The following is a 15,167-nucleotide window of genomic DNA, read 5'->3' on the forward strand; positions in this document are numbered from 1 at the left end:
GCATATTATTGTTGGTCCATCTCCTCCCTTCAAGTTGCTGATTTTATGCTGATCCTGCCATCAGTATAAATGGCAGGCAACAAAATGATTTTTCTTTACTTCTTTAAATTGCGGAACAGCTTCGCGGCATGCGCTTGTTGCAGCCGGACATCTAGTGTGGAATACACAACCCTGAGGCGGATTGGCCGGGCTTGGCAGCTCTCCTTTTAATACAATCCGCTCTCTTCTTGCCTGTCCTGCTTTTCTTGGCACCGGCACAGCTGACAGCAGTGCTTGAGTATAAGGATGAAGCGGTTCTGAGTAGAGGCTGTTCTTGTCTGCAAGCTCCATCATCTTTCCCAGGTACATAACACCAACGCGGTCGCTGATATGGCGGACTACACTTAAATCATGTGAAATGAACATATAAGTTAAGTTAAACTCGTCCTGAAGATCTTCAAGCAGATTAATGATTTGAGCCTGAATCGAAACATCAAGTGCAGAAACTGCTTCATCAGCGATTACCATTTGCGGATTCAGGGCGATGGCTCTGGCTATTCCAATTCTCTGCCGCTGTCCTCCGGAAAACTCATGCGGATAGCGGTTTATGAATGAAGCGTTTAATCCTACTTTTTCAAGGAGCTCTTCCACTCGTTCAGTTCGCTCTTTCCCTCTATATAAACCATGCGTATCCATTGGTTCTTTAATAATGGAACCGAGTGTTTTCCTTGGATTCAGCGATGCAAATGGATCCTGAAACACCATCTGTATATTTTTCCGGACGGTTTTGCGGAGTTCACTTTCGGGTAAATGTGAGATATCCTGACCGTCAAAAATAATCTTGCCGCCGGTCGGTTCATACAATCGGATAATGGTTCTGCCGGCTGTAGACTTTCCGCAGCCTGATTCTCCCACTATACCGATGGTTTCACCTTTTTTTACAGTTAAATTAATGCCGTCTACTGCTTTTACATGTCCGGCAGTACGCTGCAGAAAACCTGATTTGATTGGAAAGTGCTTCTGAACATCTATCAGCTGAAGGATCGTTTCATCCTGTTTCAGCAGCGGTGATTTTACTTCTGCATCTACTACTTTCATTGAACAGCGGCCTCCTCATCATCGTATAAAAAGCAGCGGACAGAGCGATGAGCTGATCTTTCCGTGAGTGCGGGAAGTGAGCTGAAACATTTGTCAAATGCTTTCGGGCATCTCGGTGCAAATCTGCAGCCTGCCGGGAGATTATCAGGGGTAGGAACGTTCCCTGGAATTGAATTCAGCTTTTCTATCTCTCCATCAATAGAAGGGATAGACTCCATTAATCCTTGTGTATATGGATGAAGCGGCTCATTGAACAAGTCATCCACAGAAGCTTCTTCTACTACCTGACCGCAGTACATAACAACAACCCGCTCTGCAATTTCAGATACAACACCAAGATCATGAGTGATTAATAGAATGCTAGTGTCAAATTTTTGACTGACATCCTTCATCAAATCAAGAATTTGGGCCTGAATTGTTACATCCAGTGCTGTTGTAGGCTCGTCTGCTATCAGCAGTTTCGGATTGCAGCTCATGGCAATGGCGATCATGACTCGCTGGCGCATACCGCCTGATAATCTATGGGGATAATCATTGATGATTTCATCAGCTCGGGAGAAACCTACTAATCTAAGTAATTCAATTGCTTTTTTTACAGCCTGATTTTTTGGAAGTTTTTGATGATACATCAGCACTTCTGTAATCTGATCGCCGATTGTCAGAACAGGATTTAAAGATGTCATTGGCTCCTGAAAGATCATCGATATATCATTTCCGCGGACTTTACACAAATCTTTTTCAGGTAACTTCACCAAATCTTTGCCGTTTAATAAGATCTCTCCATCAACAATTTTGCCGCCCGGGCTAGGAACAAGTCCCATAATCGATAAAGAAGTGATGCTTTTACCTGAACCAGATTCTCCTACTAATGCAACCGTCTCGCCTTTATGTATCTTTAAGTCAACACCGTCCACAGCCGGAACAGCCTGCTTCTTTTTGTAGAAATAGGTTTTTAGATTTTTCACTTCCAACAGTACTGACAATACCCTTCACCGCCCTATGATGTAAAAGATAAACCGCTCGAAAAACTTAATTTTATAAATCATCTTAACTTTCTTTATAAATAGAATAGTCAGAAAATATATATTTGTATAGTATTACAAAAGTTTTACAAAATCAAGCTAATTTTTAAAATAATGTAACTTTATATTAATAATACAATCAATAATAGGAAAAAATACCAACAAAAAAACCCTTATTTGGGTTTAATGGATGACTTTTTCACTATTTCTTCTGAAGAAACAGAGAATAATTCTTTTATATTCGTTTTTGTCATCTCCATGTAACATTTCACCATGTGATAACCTGCAGCATAGCCAAGCATTTTGGGATAAAAGCCGGTTCCAAACATCAGCTGGGAGAACTTGCGTGAATCTCTTGTGATAGTCTCATTAGGCTCTATAATTGTCTGATAAAATTTAGTCAATTGCTCATTTGAATAATATTTTGTCCATGAGCCCGTATATTCCGTACCCATCCGCTCACGCACGGCATTCTCTGCGAGTCCTTCGAGAATCACAGCGTCAATCAATGTGTAGTCTTTTTCTTTTTTAGGATCTTTTGCAAGTCTGCAAACATGATGGTACTCATGTGTAAGAATGGTCTGAATCTCTTTTTTGCTGTTATCCGATAGAAACAAAAAAAGTTTATCGTGAAAGGCAAGTCCTGATTTCCCGCCATATTCATTTTTCATTTTCCGGTTCCCTGCATCTGCAGGCAAAATAAAAATCGGCACATCCGGTCCGTCCCACTCTTTTTTTAATGCAGCTTCATCCTTTTTTACAAATTCCCAAACGCTGTTTTTCTTTAAATCTTCATACAGACTCTCACCAGTCGCCTCGCCTTTGAACATTCCAAATGAATGAAGATATTTGCTGATTTCCTCTGGATTGCTTTTATGAAAGTAAGGTTTTAGACGCTCGCAGATTTTAATATGATCTGCTGAGTGTTCAAGCCACTTACTTGTGTTGATGACAGTCATGGAAACTTCCCTCCCTCCTGCCGTATCTTATGTAGGAGTGTTTGAGGAAGTGAAAGGATAGGCACCTGAACTAAGAAAAGTGCAGGCCCGCTCAGGGTATGGCAGATATGAAATCGCGAAAGTCCAGGCATGACTTTTCGTGATTTTTATTTCTTCAAACAAAAAAAGCCAGCTAAGCTGACTTTTCAGTTTTACTGCTCGTATTTCTTAAAGATAATCGTTGCGTTGTGTCCGCCAAATCCAAGTGAATTGCTTAGTGCCACATTCACTTCGGCTTTTCTTGCTTCATTTGGCACATAGTCAAGATCACACTCAGGATCTTTTTCGCTGTAATTAATCGTTGGAGGGATGATGCCTTCTTTAATTGCAAGAATCGAAAGAATCGCTTCAACTCCGCCCGCAGCACCGAGCAAATGGCCTGTCATTGATTTCGTAGAAGAAACAGCAAGCTTATATGCATGCTCTCCGAATACTTCCTTGATGGCAAGCGTTTCAAACTTATCGTTGTAGGATGTGCTTGTTCCGTGTGCATTCACATAATCAACGTCTTCAGGTGAGAGTCCGCCGTTTTCCATCGCCATTCTCATCGCACGGACTCCGCCTTCGCCGCCTGGTGCTGGAGCTGTAATGTGATGAGCATCGCCTGTTGCTCCGTAGCCAACGATTTCTGCATAAATTTCTGCACCGCGGGCAAGTGCATGCTCAAGTTCTTCAAGGACTAAAATGCCTGCTCCTTCACCCATAACAAATCCATCGCGATTTGCATCAAATGGTCTGCTTGCTGTAGCAGGGTCCGGATTCGTAGACAAAGCTTTGCTTGCACAGAAGCCGGCAAATGCCATCCTTGTAATCGGCGCTTCAGTTCCTCCGGAAATCATAACATCTGCATCGCCCCGCTGAATGACTTTAAAAGCATCCCCAATGGAGTTTGTGCCTGTTGCACATGCTGTCACTGTACAAGAATTAAAGCCTTTTGCGCCCAAAGCGATTGAAACCTGGCCTGCTGCCATATCAGGAATCATCATAGGGACGAAAAATGGGCTTACACGTCTTGCGCCTTTTGTAAGAAGTGTTTCAAACTGATTTTCAAACGTTTCCATACCGCCGATTCCAGACCCTATCCACACTCCTGTGCGGGGAGCGATTTCATCAGTAATTTCAAGGTTCGCATCGCGAACTGCCATAAATGATGCAGCAACCGCATACTGAGTGAAGCGGTCCATTTTTCTTGCTTCCTTTTTATCCATGAATGTCTCAACATCAAAATCTTTTATTTCAGCAGCTACCTTCGCCGGATAATCATTTGAATCAATGCGGGTCAGCGGTCCGACGCCGGACTTTCCATTTACCGCACTTTCCCATGTTGATGCAACATCATTTCCAATTGGAGTAATTGCTCCCATACCCGTAATGACAACTCGCCTTTTGCTCATTTATAAACACCATACCTTTCACTCGCTGTAATATTTATTATCTGCCCCATCTCATGGCAATGGCTCCCCAGGTTAAACCTCCGCCAAAACCAACCATTACAAGGACGTCTCCGTCTTTTATTGTTCCTGCTTCGATTTCTTCTACAAGTGAAATCGGAATCGATGCCGCAGAAGTATTGCCATATTTGTGAACCGTTTTTGACATTTTTTCCACCGGCAGCTCTAAACGTTCTCTGGCTGCTTCCATGATCCGGATGTTGGCCTGATGTGGAATCAAGTAATCAACATCTTCCTTTTTCAATCCTGCCTTCTCAATCACATTTACGCTCGACTCACCCATTTGTCTGACAGCAAATTTAAAGACTTCACGGCCATTCATTATTAGCTTTTCACTTTGATACAAATGCTTTCCGCCAGAACCGTCCGAACCAAGTTCAAACGCAAGGAATCCTTTTCCAGCTGTAACTGAACTGACAACTGCCGCACCAGCTCCGTCTCCAAAGAGAACAGCTGTATTCCGGTCATCCCAGTCAGTGATTTTTGAAAGTTTTTCTACACCTACAACTAGAACATTTTTATAAGCGCCTGTTTCAATAAATTGCTGCGCTGTAATCAATCCGTACATGAAGCCTGCACATGCAGCACTCAAATCCATGGCAGCTACTTTCTTTGCACCCAGTTTCTCCTGAAGCATACAAGCTACAGATGGGAAAGGCTGATCAGGGGTGACCGTTGCGACCAGAATCATATCTATATCTTCAACAGTCAGACCTGCATTTTCAATCGCTTTTTCGGCGGCATAATAAGCCATATCTGAAGTATCTGTTTCGTCATCTGCAAGTCTTCGCTCTTCAATCCCAGTCCGTGTGCGTATCCATTCATCTGACGTATCCATTATTTTCTCCAAATCCGCATTTGTTACAACACGTTCTGGATTATACCGTCCGATTCCAATAATCCCTGCACTCATATACGCAGCTCCTTTTATCCTATATTTAGAATCAATTATTATTACCTGGTACTAATTTTATCCTATCTTTTTTAAAATTTCAATCAAAAATCTGTGCAAATGCCCCGTACAAGTTATAAAAGAAAACATACAGTACTAATAAAGAAGGTTAAGCGAGGTGTTTATGGTGAGCGAAAAAAGACAATATGAAGAGTCCGGAGATTTCTTCTCATCCTTCATGTTTGGTGATAAAAGAGAGCGTAGCACAGAGCAGAAGGAAGCTGAAAGAGACCCCGCTCCAGATGAGCAGGAACCTCAGTCAGAGACAGATTTATTTCAGCTTCTCATGCAGATTGATACGATTATGGACTCTTTAAAAGAATTAAAGCCAGTCGTAAAAGAGTTTTCTCCGATTTTGGACTATTTCAAACAAAAATTAAAATAAACTGGAGTTCGATGTGACGATATTCTGTTTATGAGTGCCGGTCAAGAGGGATCAATCCGCGAGTTGTCTTTTAAAAAAATCCACAGGTTCATATACACTGTGGATTTTTCATATTTATTTACCTGCCTCATTTTTTCCTAATTCATAAGCATCATTCATAACTTTTGTGAGAAGTTCCATCATAGGCTGAAGATGATCAGCGGTAATTTCTATGCCTGCTTCATCAAGCTTAGCTTTTGCTTCTGGAAGATATTTCATGGCGATTTGCATAAATTCTAACGTTTTTGTTTCATGACTCATATGTATTCCCCTTTTCATAGTTGATTAGGCAGTTTATCTGTCTGCCTGTATGTTTCAATATGTTCCCTCATTTTGTTCTGAAAAGCTTTGTCCACACTCGGACTGTATTTGCCGAGTTCAATGACATCGTCCTGAAAATCAAAATACAGATTTCCGCTTTCGAGCTCACCAACTGAATATTTTTCGGCTACAAGCTCATATAAACGGTCTACATGCTGAATGGTGCTTGTGAGGACAGTTGTTTCGCCAAGATCTGACTGATCGGAAACGAAGCCAATTGCATACAGGCCATTTTCTTTTATGCGTTCAATGACAGGTACATTATACCCATCGCCTGCAGGATATACAACATCTATGCCATCAGCAATCAATTCATCTGTATAATTAAGGGCGGTTTTTACATCATCCCAGCTTTGAACATATCGGATATCTACTTCGACATCAGGGTTCTGATAGTTCGCACCTTCATAAAAGCCATCAATTTCAGGCTGCCATTCATATGCTGCCAAGATCCCGACTTTATTTGTCTTTGTCATTTCGCCGGCAATCATTCCCCCGAAAAAACCCATGGCATTTGAGTCAAAGTTAAGGCTTGTCATATTGTCTCCATCAGCCTCTCCATTAAAGAAAACAAAGTGAATATCTTCATATTCTTCATTCAATTCTTCAAAGTACACTTCATATTCGCTGCCGTGGCCGAAAATTAGATTAACGCCTTTTCCCGACAGCTCTTTTACTGCTTCTCTGACTACTTCCTGATTATTCATGCCTTCTTTATAAAAAACATCAACACCGTACCGTGATTGTATTTTCAATAATCCTTTATATCCCTTTGTGCCCCATACTTGATCACTGATTGTATCCGGGACAAGCAAACCCACTTTTTCAAGTTCGTTCTGCCTGGGTTGTCCGCATCCTGTCAGAAAAAAAAGGCACATGGCAAAAAGAATACTTTTCTTCAGCATTCCAAGCAGCTCCTTTAGCTTGTGCAAGTCATGATTCCTCCTATATTTTAGACTGTAACCATTTCATCGCACAAGGATATATTTCCCAATAACGAATAAAACTTGTATTTTATCTAAAATTATTGGTAAATATACAGGTTTTGCTTGATCCATTCTGTTTGAATCTGTATGCCTCTTTCTAGAGAAACACTAGCTTCAACTTGACATATGATATCCTTCGATAACTTATAAGAAAGATTTCGATCTGCTTTTTCTGAAAATAATTGAGCGATTTTGCTCCACTGCCCTTCCTTCATAGACGAGAGATGAACAACAGATTCTTTATAAGGATGCGCCTCTGCAATTTCCAATAGCGTGCTTACGGCATCATCAATAAAGAGGATATCTCTTTTTTCTTCTTTTGCTTCAATCTCAGATTTTTTTCCAGTCAAGTCTGAAATAATGGATTGATGAATAAAGCTTGTTTCAGGCTGCCACGGACCAAAAAGACCGGGAAATCTTACAATTTTATACAAATTTGATTCACCAAAAAGCTCACGGATCTCTGACTCCTGCTGCAGATGGGCCTTGCCGTTTTCTGTTGCAGGATGGGGAACCGTATCCTTTTCAATTTTCTCTTGGGTTTCATTGAAAACTTCAGCAGATGATATAAGAATAAATGGTATTTTTCGCTTAATGGATAAATCTGCACAATCCCTTAATAATGTTGAATCGTGCCTATTCTGCTTATCAGTGGGATCCTGGATGCAATAAAAAATCACATCATTTTCTTTCGCTTCTTTGATTGAAGAGATAGTTTCAAACAAAGCGTTTCTGCCGATCAGCATCATTTTTTCATCCGCAATTTTTTGTTCCTGATCATCTTTATAAGTATTCATATATCCGTCAACCCCGATGCCATCTTCAAGCAGGCGGCTGCATAGAGCAAAACCGACAAATTGCCCAAAACCTGCGATCAATGCTTTTCTCATCATCTATTTCCTCCTTTTGGGAAGCGTTATAGTATGGTATGCAGCATTTGAACACAAAAGAATCGTCCTATATACCATCAGGACGATTCCGCTTATAAAATTTTTTCATTTTCTTTGAAGAATTTCACTACGGAATGATTCAGTCTGTATTGATTGTCTGCAAGATGAAAGGTTAAGTCGATAGGGGAGCCTTCTTTGTTTCTGAAGTCTTCGTAGATTTTACTGTGATCCTGGTAAGGGTAAGTAATGCTGTTCATTCTCTGCCATATATGAACAGGTGTGGCAGTGCGGTCAAAACTTGATTGAAAATAGTGGTCTTTTACTTTCTTTGAATCCATTTCATATGCCTGCGCAATTTCTTTTGTCAGCCTTTTATAAAAAAACATGTTTTCTCTTTCTTTTTCAAGGTGGGCTTGAAGGTTCAGGCATGGATTAAACATTGCGACAGAGCGGATTTTTTCATTAGAAAGCTTCATAAAATCTTTTGCAATCAGCGCCCCCATTCCTTCACAAAGAATATGAACCCGCTCATTCAGAATTTCTTTTTTCATGATTATATGATAAATCTTCTGTGCAAGACTCAGTGCTTTAGGACTTCCCCAGTTTGCACCATAAAGGTTAGAAGTAAAAACGGTATAACCTGCATCAAGCAAGATTGACATCAGCTGGTTTCTGCCGTAATGCTGCTGCCAAAAGCTCGTTTCGCAATCGACGAAATGTGTTTTGTCACCAAAGATAAAGACACCGAATCCATTTGGTTTATAAGGGTAATGGATAATGTTCCATTCTGATTCAAGCTGAAATAAACGCTTTGTAATTCCCATCATTTGCCCACCACCTTTCTTTCGTACTTTGAGCACTTTATATAAGATATGTTCGTTCTTGTGAAAGCGAATGGATATTCGCCTAATTAGTCAGTAATGAACGTTCATGAAATAGTCAACTTTCAGTGTAAATAAAGCTTTTATTCCACAATCTATGTATGATAATATGGACATAGAATTGTTTGAAGAATGAGGTGAACAGATTGCGCTATTTTTGGACATTTTTTTGGACGTTTTTATTAATGCAAATGATGGCTTACGTCGTTTCTTCAATGACAGGTGTTGCATATAACTTTGTTACTGCTTCAATTCTTGCTGTTGTTGCAACCGTTCTCATCCTGATACTCGGTGAAGTTGTGCCTGACCGATCTGCAGAGGGACATCATTAATACCTAATTTTCGACTCTGCACATAAAAAACCCTACTATAAATAGTAGGGTTTTTTTTTCGGATTTCACGATTATGGTTTTCTTTGATACGTCCAGTGGCGGTCATCATTTGACGTTTCAGGGAAATGATCTCCTGCCTGAAGCTTTATTTTTTGAGGATTTTTGACCATTGAGCCTGTTTCCCCAACTTCTACGTAGATGCCATTATTAGGTGCTTTTTGACCTGATTTAAAGCGATGCTGCTGCCCCAAAATAAGATCCCTCCTTAAGGTTCCTTCTTTATGTAGTATGGCAAATCTCCTCTAAATACATGTAAAGCTGAATCGAAATTTATCCTTTACACGTTTTTTTCCCTATAGTTTAATGGTAGTGACCTCAGAAGATAGGAGGACAAAAATGGATGAAGTATATTTAATTTTTAACTATTTACTGCTCGGTTTATTTCATGGGTCTGATTTCCGATGAACATTTCAGCGAGCTTTTAATGCCTTATACAGCAGGGTTTATCGGTTCCTTGATCATGTCTTACTTCTCACTAAAATGGTTTATGGGCATTATGGAAAAAGGGAATTTGAAGTACTTTGCGTTTTATTGCTTCATTGCCGGACCGCTTGTTTTATTTTTTGCTTAGAAAAAGCATGGATCTTATCTTTTGATCCATGCTTTATTTCATATGCCTTTAAAATTTTCTCAGATGTGATTTATCCAATCAGCAGTTCCTTCAGCAGGGCTTTTTGAACATGGAGACGGTTTTCCGCCTGCTGGAAAACGGCTGATTGTTTTCCGTCAATTACTTCTGCTGTTACTTCCTCGCCGCGATGAGCCGGCAGACAATGAAGGAAATGACTGTCTTTTTTTGCACCGCTCATTAGTTCTCCGTTTATTTGATAAGCGTTAAATGCAGTAAGGCGTATTTCATTTTCTTTTTCCTGTCCCATGCTCGTCCATACATCTGAATACACAATATCTGCCTGATGAACAGCTTCTTCTGGATCCGTTGTGGCAGAGATGACAGCTCCTGTCTGTTTGCAGATCTCAGCGATTTTCCCCATTACGGACGGATCTGGACCGTACCCTTCCGGATGAGCGATGACCGCATCCATTCCAACCTTTGCACATGCAATTAATAAAGAGTGCGCCACATTATTTCCATCGCCGACATATGCAACCTTTATGCCATTAAACGTTTTTTTCAGCTGGAAAATCGTCATTAAATCTGCAAGTGCCTGGCACGGATGAAATGTGTCTGTTAATCCATTAATAACTGGAATTGTCGCATGGAGGGCAAGCTCCTCTACTTTTTCATGTTCAAATGTCCGGATCATAATAGCATCTACATACCCTGACAGGACTTTTGCTGTATCACCAATGCTTTCCCCGCGGCCTAATTGAAGATCCTGACTGCTTAAAAAGAGCGCGCTCCCTCCAAGCTGCTGTATGCCCGCTTCAAATGAAACACGTGTCCGAGTTGACGATTTTTCAAAAATCATCGCCAATATTTTCCCGGACAAAATCGATTGAATGGGAAATTTCTTCATATGGATTCCTTCTTCAACAAGATGCAGGATTTCCTCAGTCGTGTAATCAAGCAGGGTCAAACAATCTTTTCCTAATAATGCGGATGATTTAGTCTGCGCCAATTTTACCGAACTCATATCATGTTCACTCCCGTTCGTGTCAGTTCTCTTATTGAATAAACCTTATAGTCAGATGCCGCTTTTAAATAAGCCATAAAAGATGCGGAATCTGAAAAAACTTTGATTCCTTTCTCAGCAGCAAGCAGCCGTTTTTCTTTCGATTCTTCATTTTTCAGACTGAGAAACACACCGTTCTCTACCGTTTCAGCCCATTTCAGAAAGCATTCCGTTTCGGTTTTCAGTCCAGCTGCTTCTGCTTTTTGGATCAGAGTATAATCTGCTGCATCCATAAAAACACTGATGCTGCTCTTATCGCGATCTTCATCAAATACCTTGCCGAGGGCTTCCTTTAATGTAGGTGCAAGGCACATCCCTTCCCCTGTTGATCTCATTTCAGGACTTAGCTTAAGGTCTACATTTTGAAGAGCGTGACTAGAGAAAACGGGATATTTCACAGCCGTATAGGGTCTTTCTTTTTCTATATAATAATGTGTGAGCTTTTCTCCATTCAGCATTCCTGAAGCAAGTTCAATCATCGGTACATCCATCACTTTGCTGACAATCGGGGCCGTCCGGCTTGCCCGCGGATTGACTTCAAGTACGTACAGCGTTTCGTCTTGAATCAGAAACTGGATATTCATGATTCCTTTAAAGCCTAGATGCTTCACAATTTTTTGAGCCGCATCATGCATGTCTTGCTTCAGTTTGTCACTTATATTCTTGGAAGGAATAATCGCCATGCTGTCTCCTGAATGCACACCAGCTGGCTCAATATGCTCCATCACTGCAGGGATGAGGATGCTTTCCCCGTCTGCAATGAGGTCCACTTCTGCTTCCTGACCTGTCACATAACGATCAATCAGGATTGGAAACGATTGATTTCCGGCTTTTTGAACCTGCCTCTTAAGCTGCTCTTTATTTTCAAGGACAATCATTCCTTTTCCTCCAATAACGTATGAAGGTCTGATTAGAACAGGATAGCCGATTTTGTCTGCTTCCTTGATGGCCTCATCTGCGTTATGAGCAGTTGTGCCGGGCAGATGCGCGACTTCTATTTTGTCTAGCAGGCGATAAAATTTCTCCCGTTCCTCAAGGATATCAAGGGTTTCTGAATCTGTTCCGAGAAGGAGTGCACCATTTTCTTCAAGTTCAGCTGCAAGATTGATTGCCGTTTGGCCGCCAAATTGGACAATCGTTACATCTATCTGTTCAGCCTCAATGACATTCAAAACGTGTTCAACAGTCAGCGGTTCGAAGTACAGACGATCACCTGTTTCAAAATCCGTGCTGACAGTTTCAGGATTATTGTTGATCATAATTGCTTCAAACCCCAGCTTTTGCAAGGCTTGAATTCCCTGCACAGCACTGTAGTCGAACTCAACTCCCTGTCCGATGCGGATGGGGCCAGATCCAAGTACCAGTGCTTTTTTTCTGGAATTTGCAGCTTTTTCAAGTTCGCATTCTCCGAAATAAGTTGAATAATAGTAGTTGGTTCTCGCTTCAAATTCCGCTGCACATGTATCAACAATTTTATATTTAGCAGTGATGCCGAGTGATTTTCTCAGCGTTCTTACAGCAGATTCCTTTTCATCTAAACAATGTGAGATGTACTGATCAGAACATCCTTTTTCTTTTGCATAGGACAGGAAGTCTTTTGTGATTTCGTGCAGGGTCATGGATTTAAGCTCTTTTTCCAATGTGACAAGTGAGAGAAAGCTGTTTAAAAAATAATAATCAATTCCTGTTTCCTCATGGATCACATTTAGGCTTTCCCCTCGTCTTAACAGCTCTATTATGGCGAAAAACCGCTGATCTGTAGCTTTTTTTATTATGTTTAATAGTTGAAGATCTGACAGCATTGATATTTCATCAAAATAAATTCCGACATTTCCGAGTTCAAGTGATGATACTGCTTTTTGAATAGCTGCTTCTAGATTTCTTTCTATCGCCATCACTTCACCGGTTGCCTTCATTTTCGTGCCAAGTGTGCGGTCGGCATCTTTGAATTTATCAAAAGGCCATCTTGGAAATTTCACGACCACATAATCAAGAGCAGGCTCAAAGCTTGCAAAGGTTGACTGTGTCAATGGATTTTTCAGTTCGCTTAATGTGTAGCCGGCTGCAAGCTTTGCTGCAATCTTAGCAATTGGATACCCCGTCGCTTTTGATGCAAGAGCTGAAGAACGGCTGACACGCGGATTGACCTCAATAACGTAATATTGCTTGCTGACCGGATCAAGAGCAAACTGGATGTTGCAGCCGCCAACCACATTCAAAGCTGAAATGATGGTTAACGAAGCACTCCGGAGCATTTGATATTCGTGATCAGTCAGCGTTTGTGAAGGTGCCACTACAATAGAATCCCCTGTATGAATCCCGACAGGATCGATGTTTTCCATATTGCATACAGTGATACACGTATTGGCTGCATCTCTCATAACCTCGTATTCAACCTCTTTGAATCCGGCAATGCTTTTTTCCACCAGGCATTGATGAATCGGGCTTGCACTTAATCCGCTTTTCATCAAATCAATTAATGCCTTTTCATCATCAGCAATCCCGCCTCCCTTACCGCCTAGTGTGTAAGCAGGGCGGACAATGATCGGGTAGCCGATTTCCTTTGCAAATGCCAGTGCTTCATCTGCACCAGTTACAATTTCGCTTGCAGGTACAGGCTGTTTCAGGTCATACATCAGCTTTCTGAACTTTTCTCTGTCTTCTCCCATTTGAATCGATCGAACAGATGTACCCAGAACGTGCACATTATGTTTTTGCAGAACTCCGGCCTCATGAAGTTTCACAGCCAAATTGAGTCCGGTTTGACCGCCAAGCGTTGCAAGCAGGCCGTCCGGTTTTTCTTTTTCGATTATTTTCGTGAGGCTTTTTACCGTTAACGGTTCAAAGTAGACCTCATCTGCGTATTGATGATCCGTCATTATCGTTGCCGGATTGTTGTTCACAAGAATGACCTTGTAGCCTTCTTCTTTCAAGGCAATGCAGCCTTGAGTCCCTGAATAATCAAACTCTGCAGCCTGGCCAATGATAATTGGGCCAGAACCGATTACTAGGATGCTTTTTATATCATGACGTTTAGGCATAAACCATTTCTCTCCTTGTGTTTAGAACCATTTCCAGAAATTCATCGAAGATATATTCACTTTCTGCAGGTCCGGGATGGGCTTCTGGGTGAAATTGTACGGACAGAATCGGAAGTGTCTGATGAAACATGCCCTCAACCGACTGATCATTCACATTGATGAATCTGACGCCAAACACTTTATGATGTGCTGACGTCACCACATAGCTGTGATTTTGAGAAGTCATAAAGACCTTTCCTTTTTTCTGATCCGAAACAGGATGATTTGCTCCTCTATGTCCAAACGGCAGCTTCATCGTATCTCCTCCGTAAGCAAGGGCAATAAGTTGATGCCCAAGGCAAATGCCGAGCGTTGGATAGCTGTCCGCAATCTTTTTTATAGCCGGCAAATAGGTTTCAAGGTCTTTTGGATCGCCTGGCCCGTTTGATAGAACAACAGCATCAGGCTGAATATGCGCAAGCTGATTCAGTTCTGTATAAGGAATAATCGTTACTTTGCAGTTTCTCTTCAGAAACGATTGCAAAATTGATTTTTTGAATCCGAAATCAATCAAGGCAACGTGAATAGATCCTTCTCCGCGAACTGTGATTCCCTTTTCAATAGCTGGCAATTTTTTTGTTGCTTTACTTTGTTTTATTTCATTACAATCATCAGCCGATAGCTGTGCCTTCATCGTTCCATTTTTGCGGATTTGCTTGACGATGGACCTTGTATCCACATGACTGATATATGGAACATTCCATTTGTCCAAGTACTCTTTGACACTATAAGCGGCCTCATAATGAGAGAAATGTTCACAGCATTCATAAAAAACGGCACCTTTTACTTGAGGTCTCTCACTCTCAAAGTCAACTGCATTTATGCCGTAATTTCCGATCAAAGGATAAGTAAACACGATGATCTGATTCTGATACGACGGGTCAGTAAGCACCTCTTGATAGCCTGTCATGCCCGTGTAAAAGACGATCTCTCCTTCACTGTCTTCGCCGTTCAAATTTCCTTTATAGCTGGTGCCATCCTCAAGAAGCAGGTAACCGCTCATTTTCATTCACCTCGTAATGAATTTTTATTTATATTAGAGTATATTTATACATTTAG

The 15,167-nt window shown here is 41.1% G+C and carries 15 protein-coding genes and 1 pseudogene; 3 read left to right on the forward strand and 13 right to left on the reverse strand.

Features of this window, described 5'->3' with window-relative positions; translation table 11 throughout:
• Positions 1–60 precede the first annotated feature (60 nt).
• The 5 genes from ABEQ24_RS04525 to ABEQ24_RS04545 form a co-directional block, all read right to left on the reverse strand.
• Positions 61–1,077, reverse strand: a complete 1,017-nt coding sequence (locus ABEQ24_RS04525; RefSeq protein WP_430005664.1) for an ABC transporter ATP-binding protein — start codon at positions 1,075–1,077, stop codon at positions 61–63.
• A complete protein-coding gene (locus ABEQ24_RS04530; protein ID WP_430005665.1) occupies positions 1,074–2,060 on the reverse strand; it encodes an ABC transporter ATP-binding protein in 987 nt (328 codons plus the stop codon). Before ABEQ24_RS04530 ends, ABEQ24_RS04525 begins: the two co-directional genes overlap by 4 nt.
• A 212-nt stretch (positions 2,061–2,272) precedes the next feature.
• Entirely contained in the window at positions 2,273–3,058 is a 786-nt protein-coding gene (locus ABEQ24_RS04535; protein WP_430005666.1) for a DUF2268 domain-containing protein, read from the reverse strand.
• 191 nt (positions 3,059–3,249) lie between these two features.
• Positions 3,250–4,491 carry a beta-ketoacyl-ACP synthase II gene (gene fabF / locus ABEQ24_RS04540; protein WP_430005667.1) on the reverse strand — a complete coding sequence of 414 codons (1,242 nt, stop codon included), beginning with the start codon at positions 4,489–4,491 and terminating at the stop codon, positions 3,250–3,252.
• Between the two features lie 37 nt (positions 4,492–4,528).
• Entirely contained in the window at positions 4,529–5,461 is a 933-nt protein-coding gene (locus ABEQ24_RS04545; protein WP_430005668.1) for a beta-ketoacyl-ACP synthase III, read from the reverse strand.
• A 166-nt stretch (positions 5,462–5,627) separates the two neighbouring features.
• Here ABEQ24_RS04545 and ABEQ24_RS04550 point away from each other — a divergent pair, with 166 nt between their 5' ends.
• On the forward strand, positions 5,628–5,885 hold the full coding sequence (locus ABEQ24_RS04550; protein ID WP_430005669.1) for a hypothetical protein: 258 nt from the start codon (positions 5,628–5,630) through the stop codon (positions 5,883–5,885).
• A gap of 114 nt (positions 5,886–5,999) precedes the next feature.
• On the opposite strand, the gene ABEQ24_RS04555 is transcribed toward ABEQ24_RS04550, so the two are convergent.
• The 4 genes from ABEQ24_RS04555 to ABEQ24_RS04570 all read right to left on the reverse strand — a co-directional run bounded on the left by ABEQ24_RS04555 (position 6,000) and on the right by ABEQ24_RS04570 (position 8,945).
• Positions 6,000–6,185, reverse strand: coding sequence for a ComZ family protein (locus ABEQ24_RS04555; protein ID WP_430005670.1), 186 nt, complete (start codon positions 6,183–6,185; stop codon positions 6,000–6,002).
• 14 nt (positions 6,186–6,199) lie between these two features.
• Entirely contained in the window at positions 6,200–7,150 is a 951-nt protein-coding gene (locus ABEQ24_RS04560) for a BMP family ABC transporter substrate-binding protein (RefSeq protein WP_430005712.1), read from the reverse strand.
• 119 nt (positions 7,151–7,269) lie between these two features.
• Positions 7,270–8,124: an NAD-dependent epimerase/dehydratase family protein gene (locus tag ABEQ24_RS04565; protein ID WP_430005671.1), complete on the reverse strand. Its 855-nt coding sequence runs from the start codon at positions 8,122–8,124 to the stop codon at positions 7,270–7,272.
• Between the two features lie 89 nt (positions 8,125–8,213).
• On the reverse strand, positions 8,214–8,945 hold the full coding sequence (locus ABEQ24_RS04570; RefSeq protein WP_430005713.1) for a hypothetical protein: 732 nt from the start codon (positions 8,943–8,945) through the stop codon (positions 8,214–8,216).
• 203 nt (positions 8,946–9,148) lie between these two features.
• Between ABEQ24_RS04570 and ABEQ24_RS04575 the strand changes: the two genes are divergently transcribed.
• On the forward strand, positions 9,149–9,334 hold the full coding sequence (locus ABEQ24_RS04575) for a YjzD family protein (protein ID WP_070879203.1): 186 nt from the start codon (positions 9,149–9,151) through the stop codon (positions 9,332–9,334).
• Positions 9,335–9,405: 71 nt separating this feature from the next.
• Here ABEQ24_RS04575 and ABEQ24_RS04580 read toward each other — a convergent pair whose 3' ends face one another.
• Positions 9,406–9,585: a YjzC family protein gene (locus tag ABEQ24_RS04580; protein WP_070879204.1), complete on the reverse strand. Its 180-nt coding sequence runs from the start codon at positions 9,583–9,585 to the stop codon at positions 9,406–9,408.
• A 218-nt stretch (positions 9,586–9,803) separates the two neighbouring features.
• Between ABEQ24_RS04580 and ABEQ24_RS04585 the strand changes: the two are divergent.
• Positions 9,804–9,965 (forward strand): annotated as a pseudogene (locus ABEQ24_RS04585) (undecaprenyl-diphosphate phosphatase); the annotation flags it as partial.
• Positions 9,966–10,035: 70 nt separating this feature from the next.
• Here ABEQ24_RS04585 and argF read toward each other — a convergent pair.
• From argF to ABEQ24_RS04600, 3 genes are read right to left on the reverse strand one after another with little or no spacing between them, the layout of a single operon-like run.
• Positions 10,036–10,989 (reverse strand): ornithine carbamoyltransferase, encoded by a 954-nt coding sequence (gene argF / locus ABEQ24_RS04590; RefSeq protein WP_430005672.1) that lies wholly within the window; start codon positions 10,987–10,989, stop codon positions 10,036–10,038.
• A complete protein-coding gene (locus ABEQ24_RS04595) occupies positions 10,986–14,069 on the reverse strand; it encodes a carbamoyl phosphate synthase large subunit (RefSeq protein WP_430005673.1) in 3,084 nt (1,027 codons plus the stop codon). Before ABEQ24_RS04595 ends, argF begins: the two co-directional genes overlap by 4 nt.
• Positions 14,062–15,111, reverse strand: a complete 1,050-nt coding sequence (locus tag ABEQ24_RS04600; protein WP_430005674.1) for a carbamoyl phosphate synthase small subunit — start codon at positions 15,109–15,111, stop codon at positions 14,062–14,064. Before ABEQ24_RS04600 ends, ABEQ24_RS04595 begins: the two co-directional genes overlap by 8 nt.
• Positions 15,112–15,167 lie beyond the last annotated feature (56 nt).

Origin of the sequence: Metabacillus idriensis, from assembly GCF_050483325.1 — a bacterium.
Classification (GTDB): Bacteria; Bacillota; Bacilli; order Bacillales; family Bacillaceae; genus Bacillus_P; species Bacillus_P idriensis_A.

Bases quoted from the DNA above. Each gene is read 5' to 3' on its own strand.
- ABEQ24_RS04525 (WP_430005664.1), bottom strand. From the start codon at position 1,077: ATGAAAGTAGTAGATGCAGAAGTAAAATCACCGCTGCTGAAACAGGAT.
- ABEQ24_RS04535 (WP_430005666.1), bottom strand. From the start codon at position 3,058: ATGACTGTCATCAACACAAGTAAGTGGCTTGAACACTCAGCAGATCAT.
- fabF (WP_430005667.1), bottom strand. From the start codon at position 4,491: ATGAGCAAAAGGCGAGTTGTCATTACGGGTATGGGAGCAATTACTCCA.
- ABEQ24_RS04545 (WP_430005668.1), bottom strand. From the start codon at position 5,461: ATGAGTGCAGGGATTATTGGAATCGGACGGTATAATCCAGAACGTGTT.
- ABEQ24_RS04555 (WP_430005670.1), bottom strand. From the start codon at position 6,185: ATGAGTCATGAAACAAAAACGTTAGAATTTATGCAAATCGCCATGAAA.
- ABEQ24_RS04560 (WP_430005712.1), bottom strand. From the start codon at position 7,150: ATGCTGAAGAAAAGTATTCTTTTTGCCATGTGCCTTTTTTTTCTGACA.
- ABEQ24_RS04565 (WP_430005671.1), bottom strand. From the start codon at position 8,124: ATGATGAGAAAAGCATTGATCGCAGGTTTTGGGCAATTTGTCGGTTTT.
- ABEQ24_RS04570 (WP_430005713.1), bottom strand. From the start codon at position 8,945: ATGGGAATTACAAAGCGTTTATTTCAGCTTGAATCAGAATGGAACATT.
- argF (WP_430005672.1), bottom strand. From the start codon at position 10,989: ATGAGTTCGGTAAAATTGGCGCAGACTAAATCATCCGCATTATTAGGA.
- ABEQ24_RS04595 (WP_430005673.1), bottom strand. From the start codon at position 14,069: ATGCCTAAACGTCATGATATAAAAAGCATCCTAGTAATCGGTTCTGGC.
- ABEQ24_RS04600 (WP_430005674.1), bottom strand. From the start codon at position 15,111: ATGAGCGGTTACCTGCTTCTTGAGGATGGCACCAGCTATAAAGGAAAT.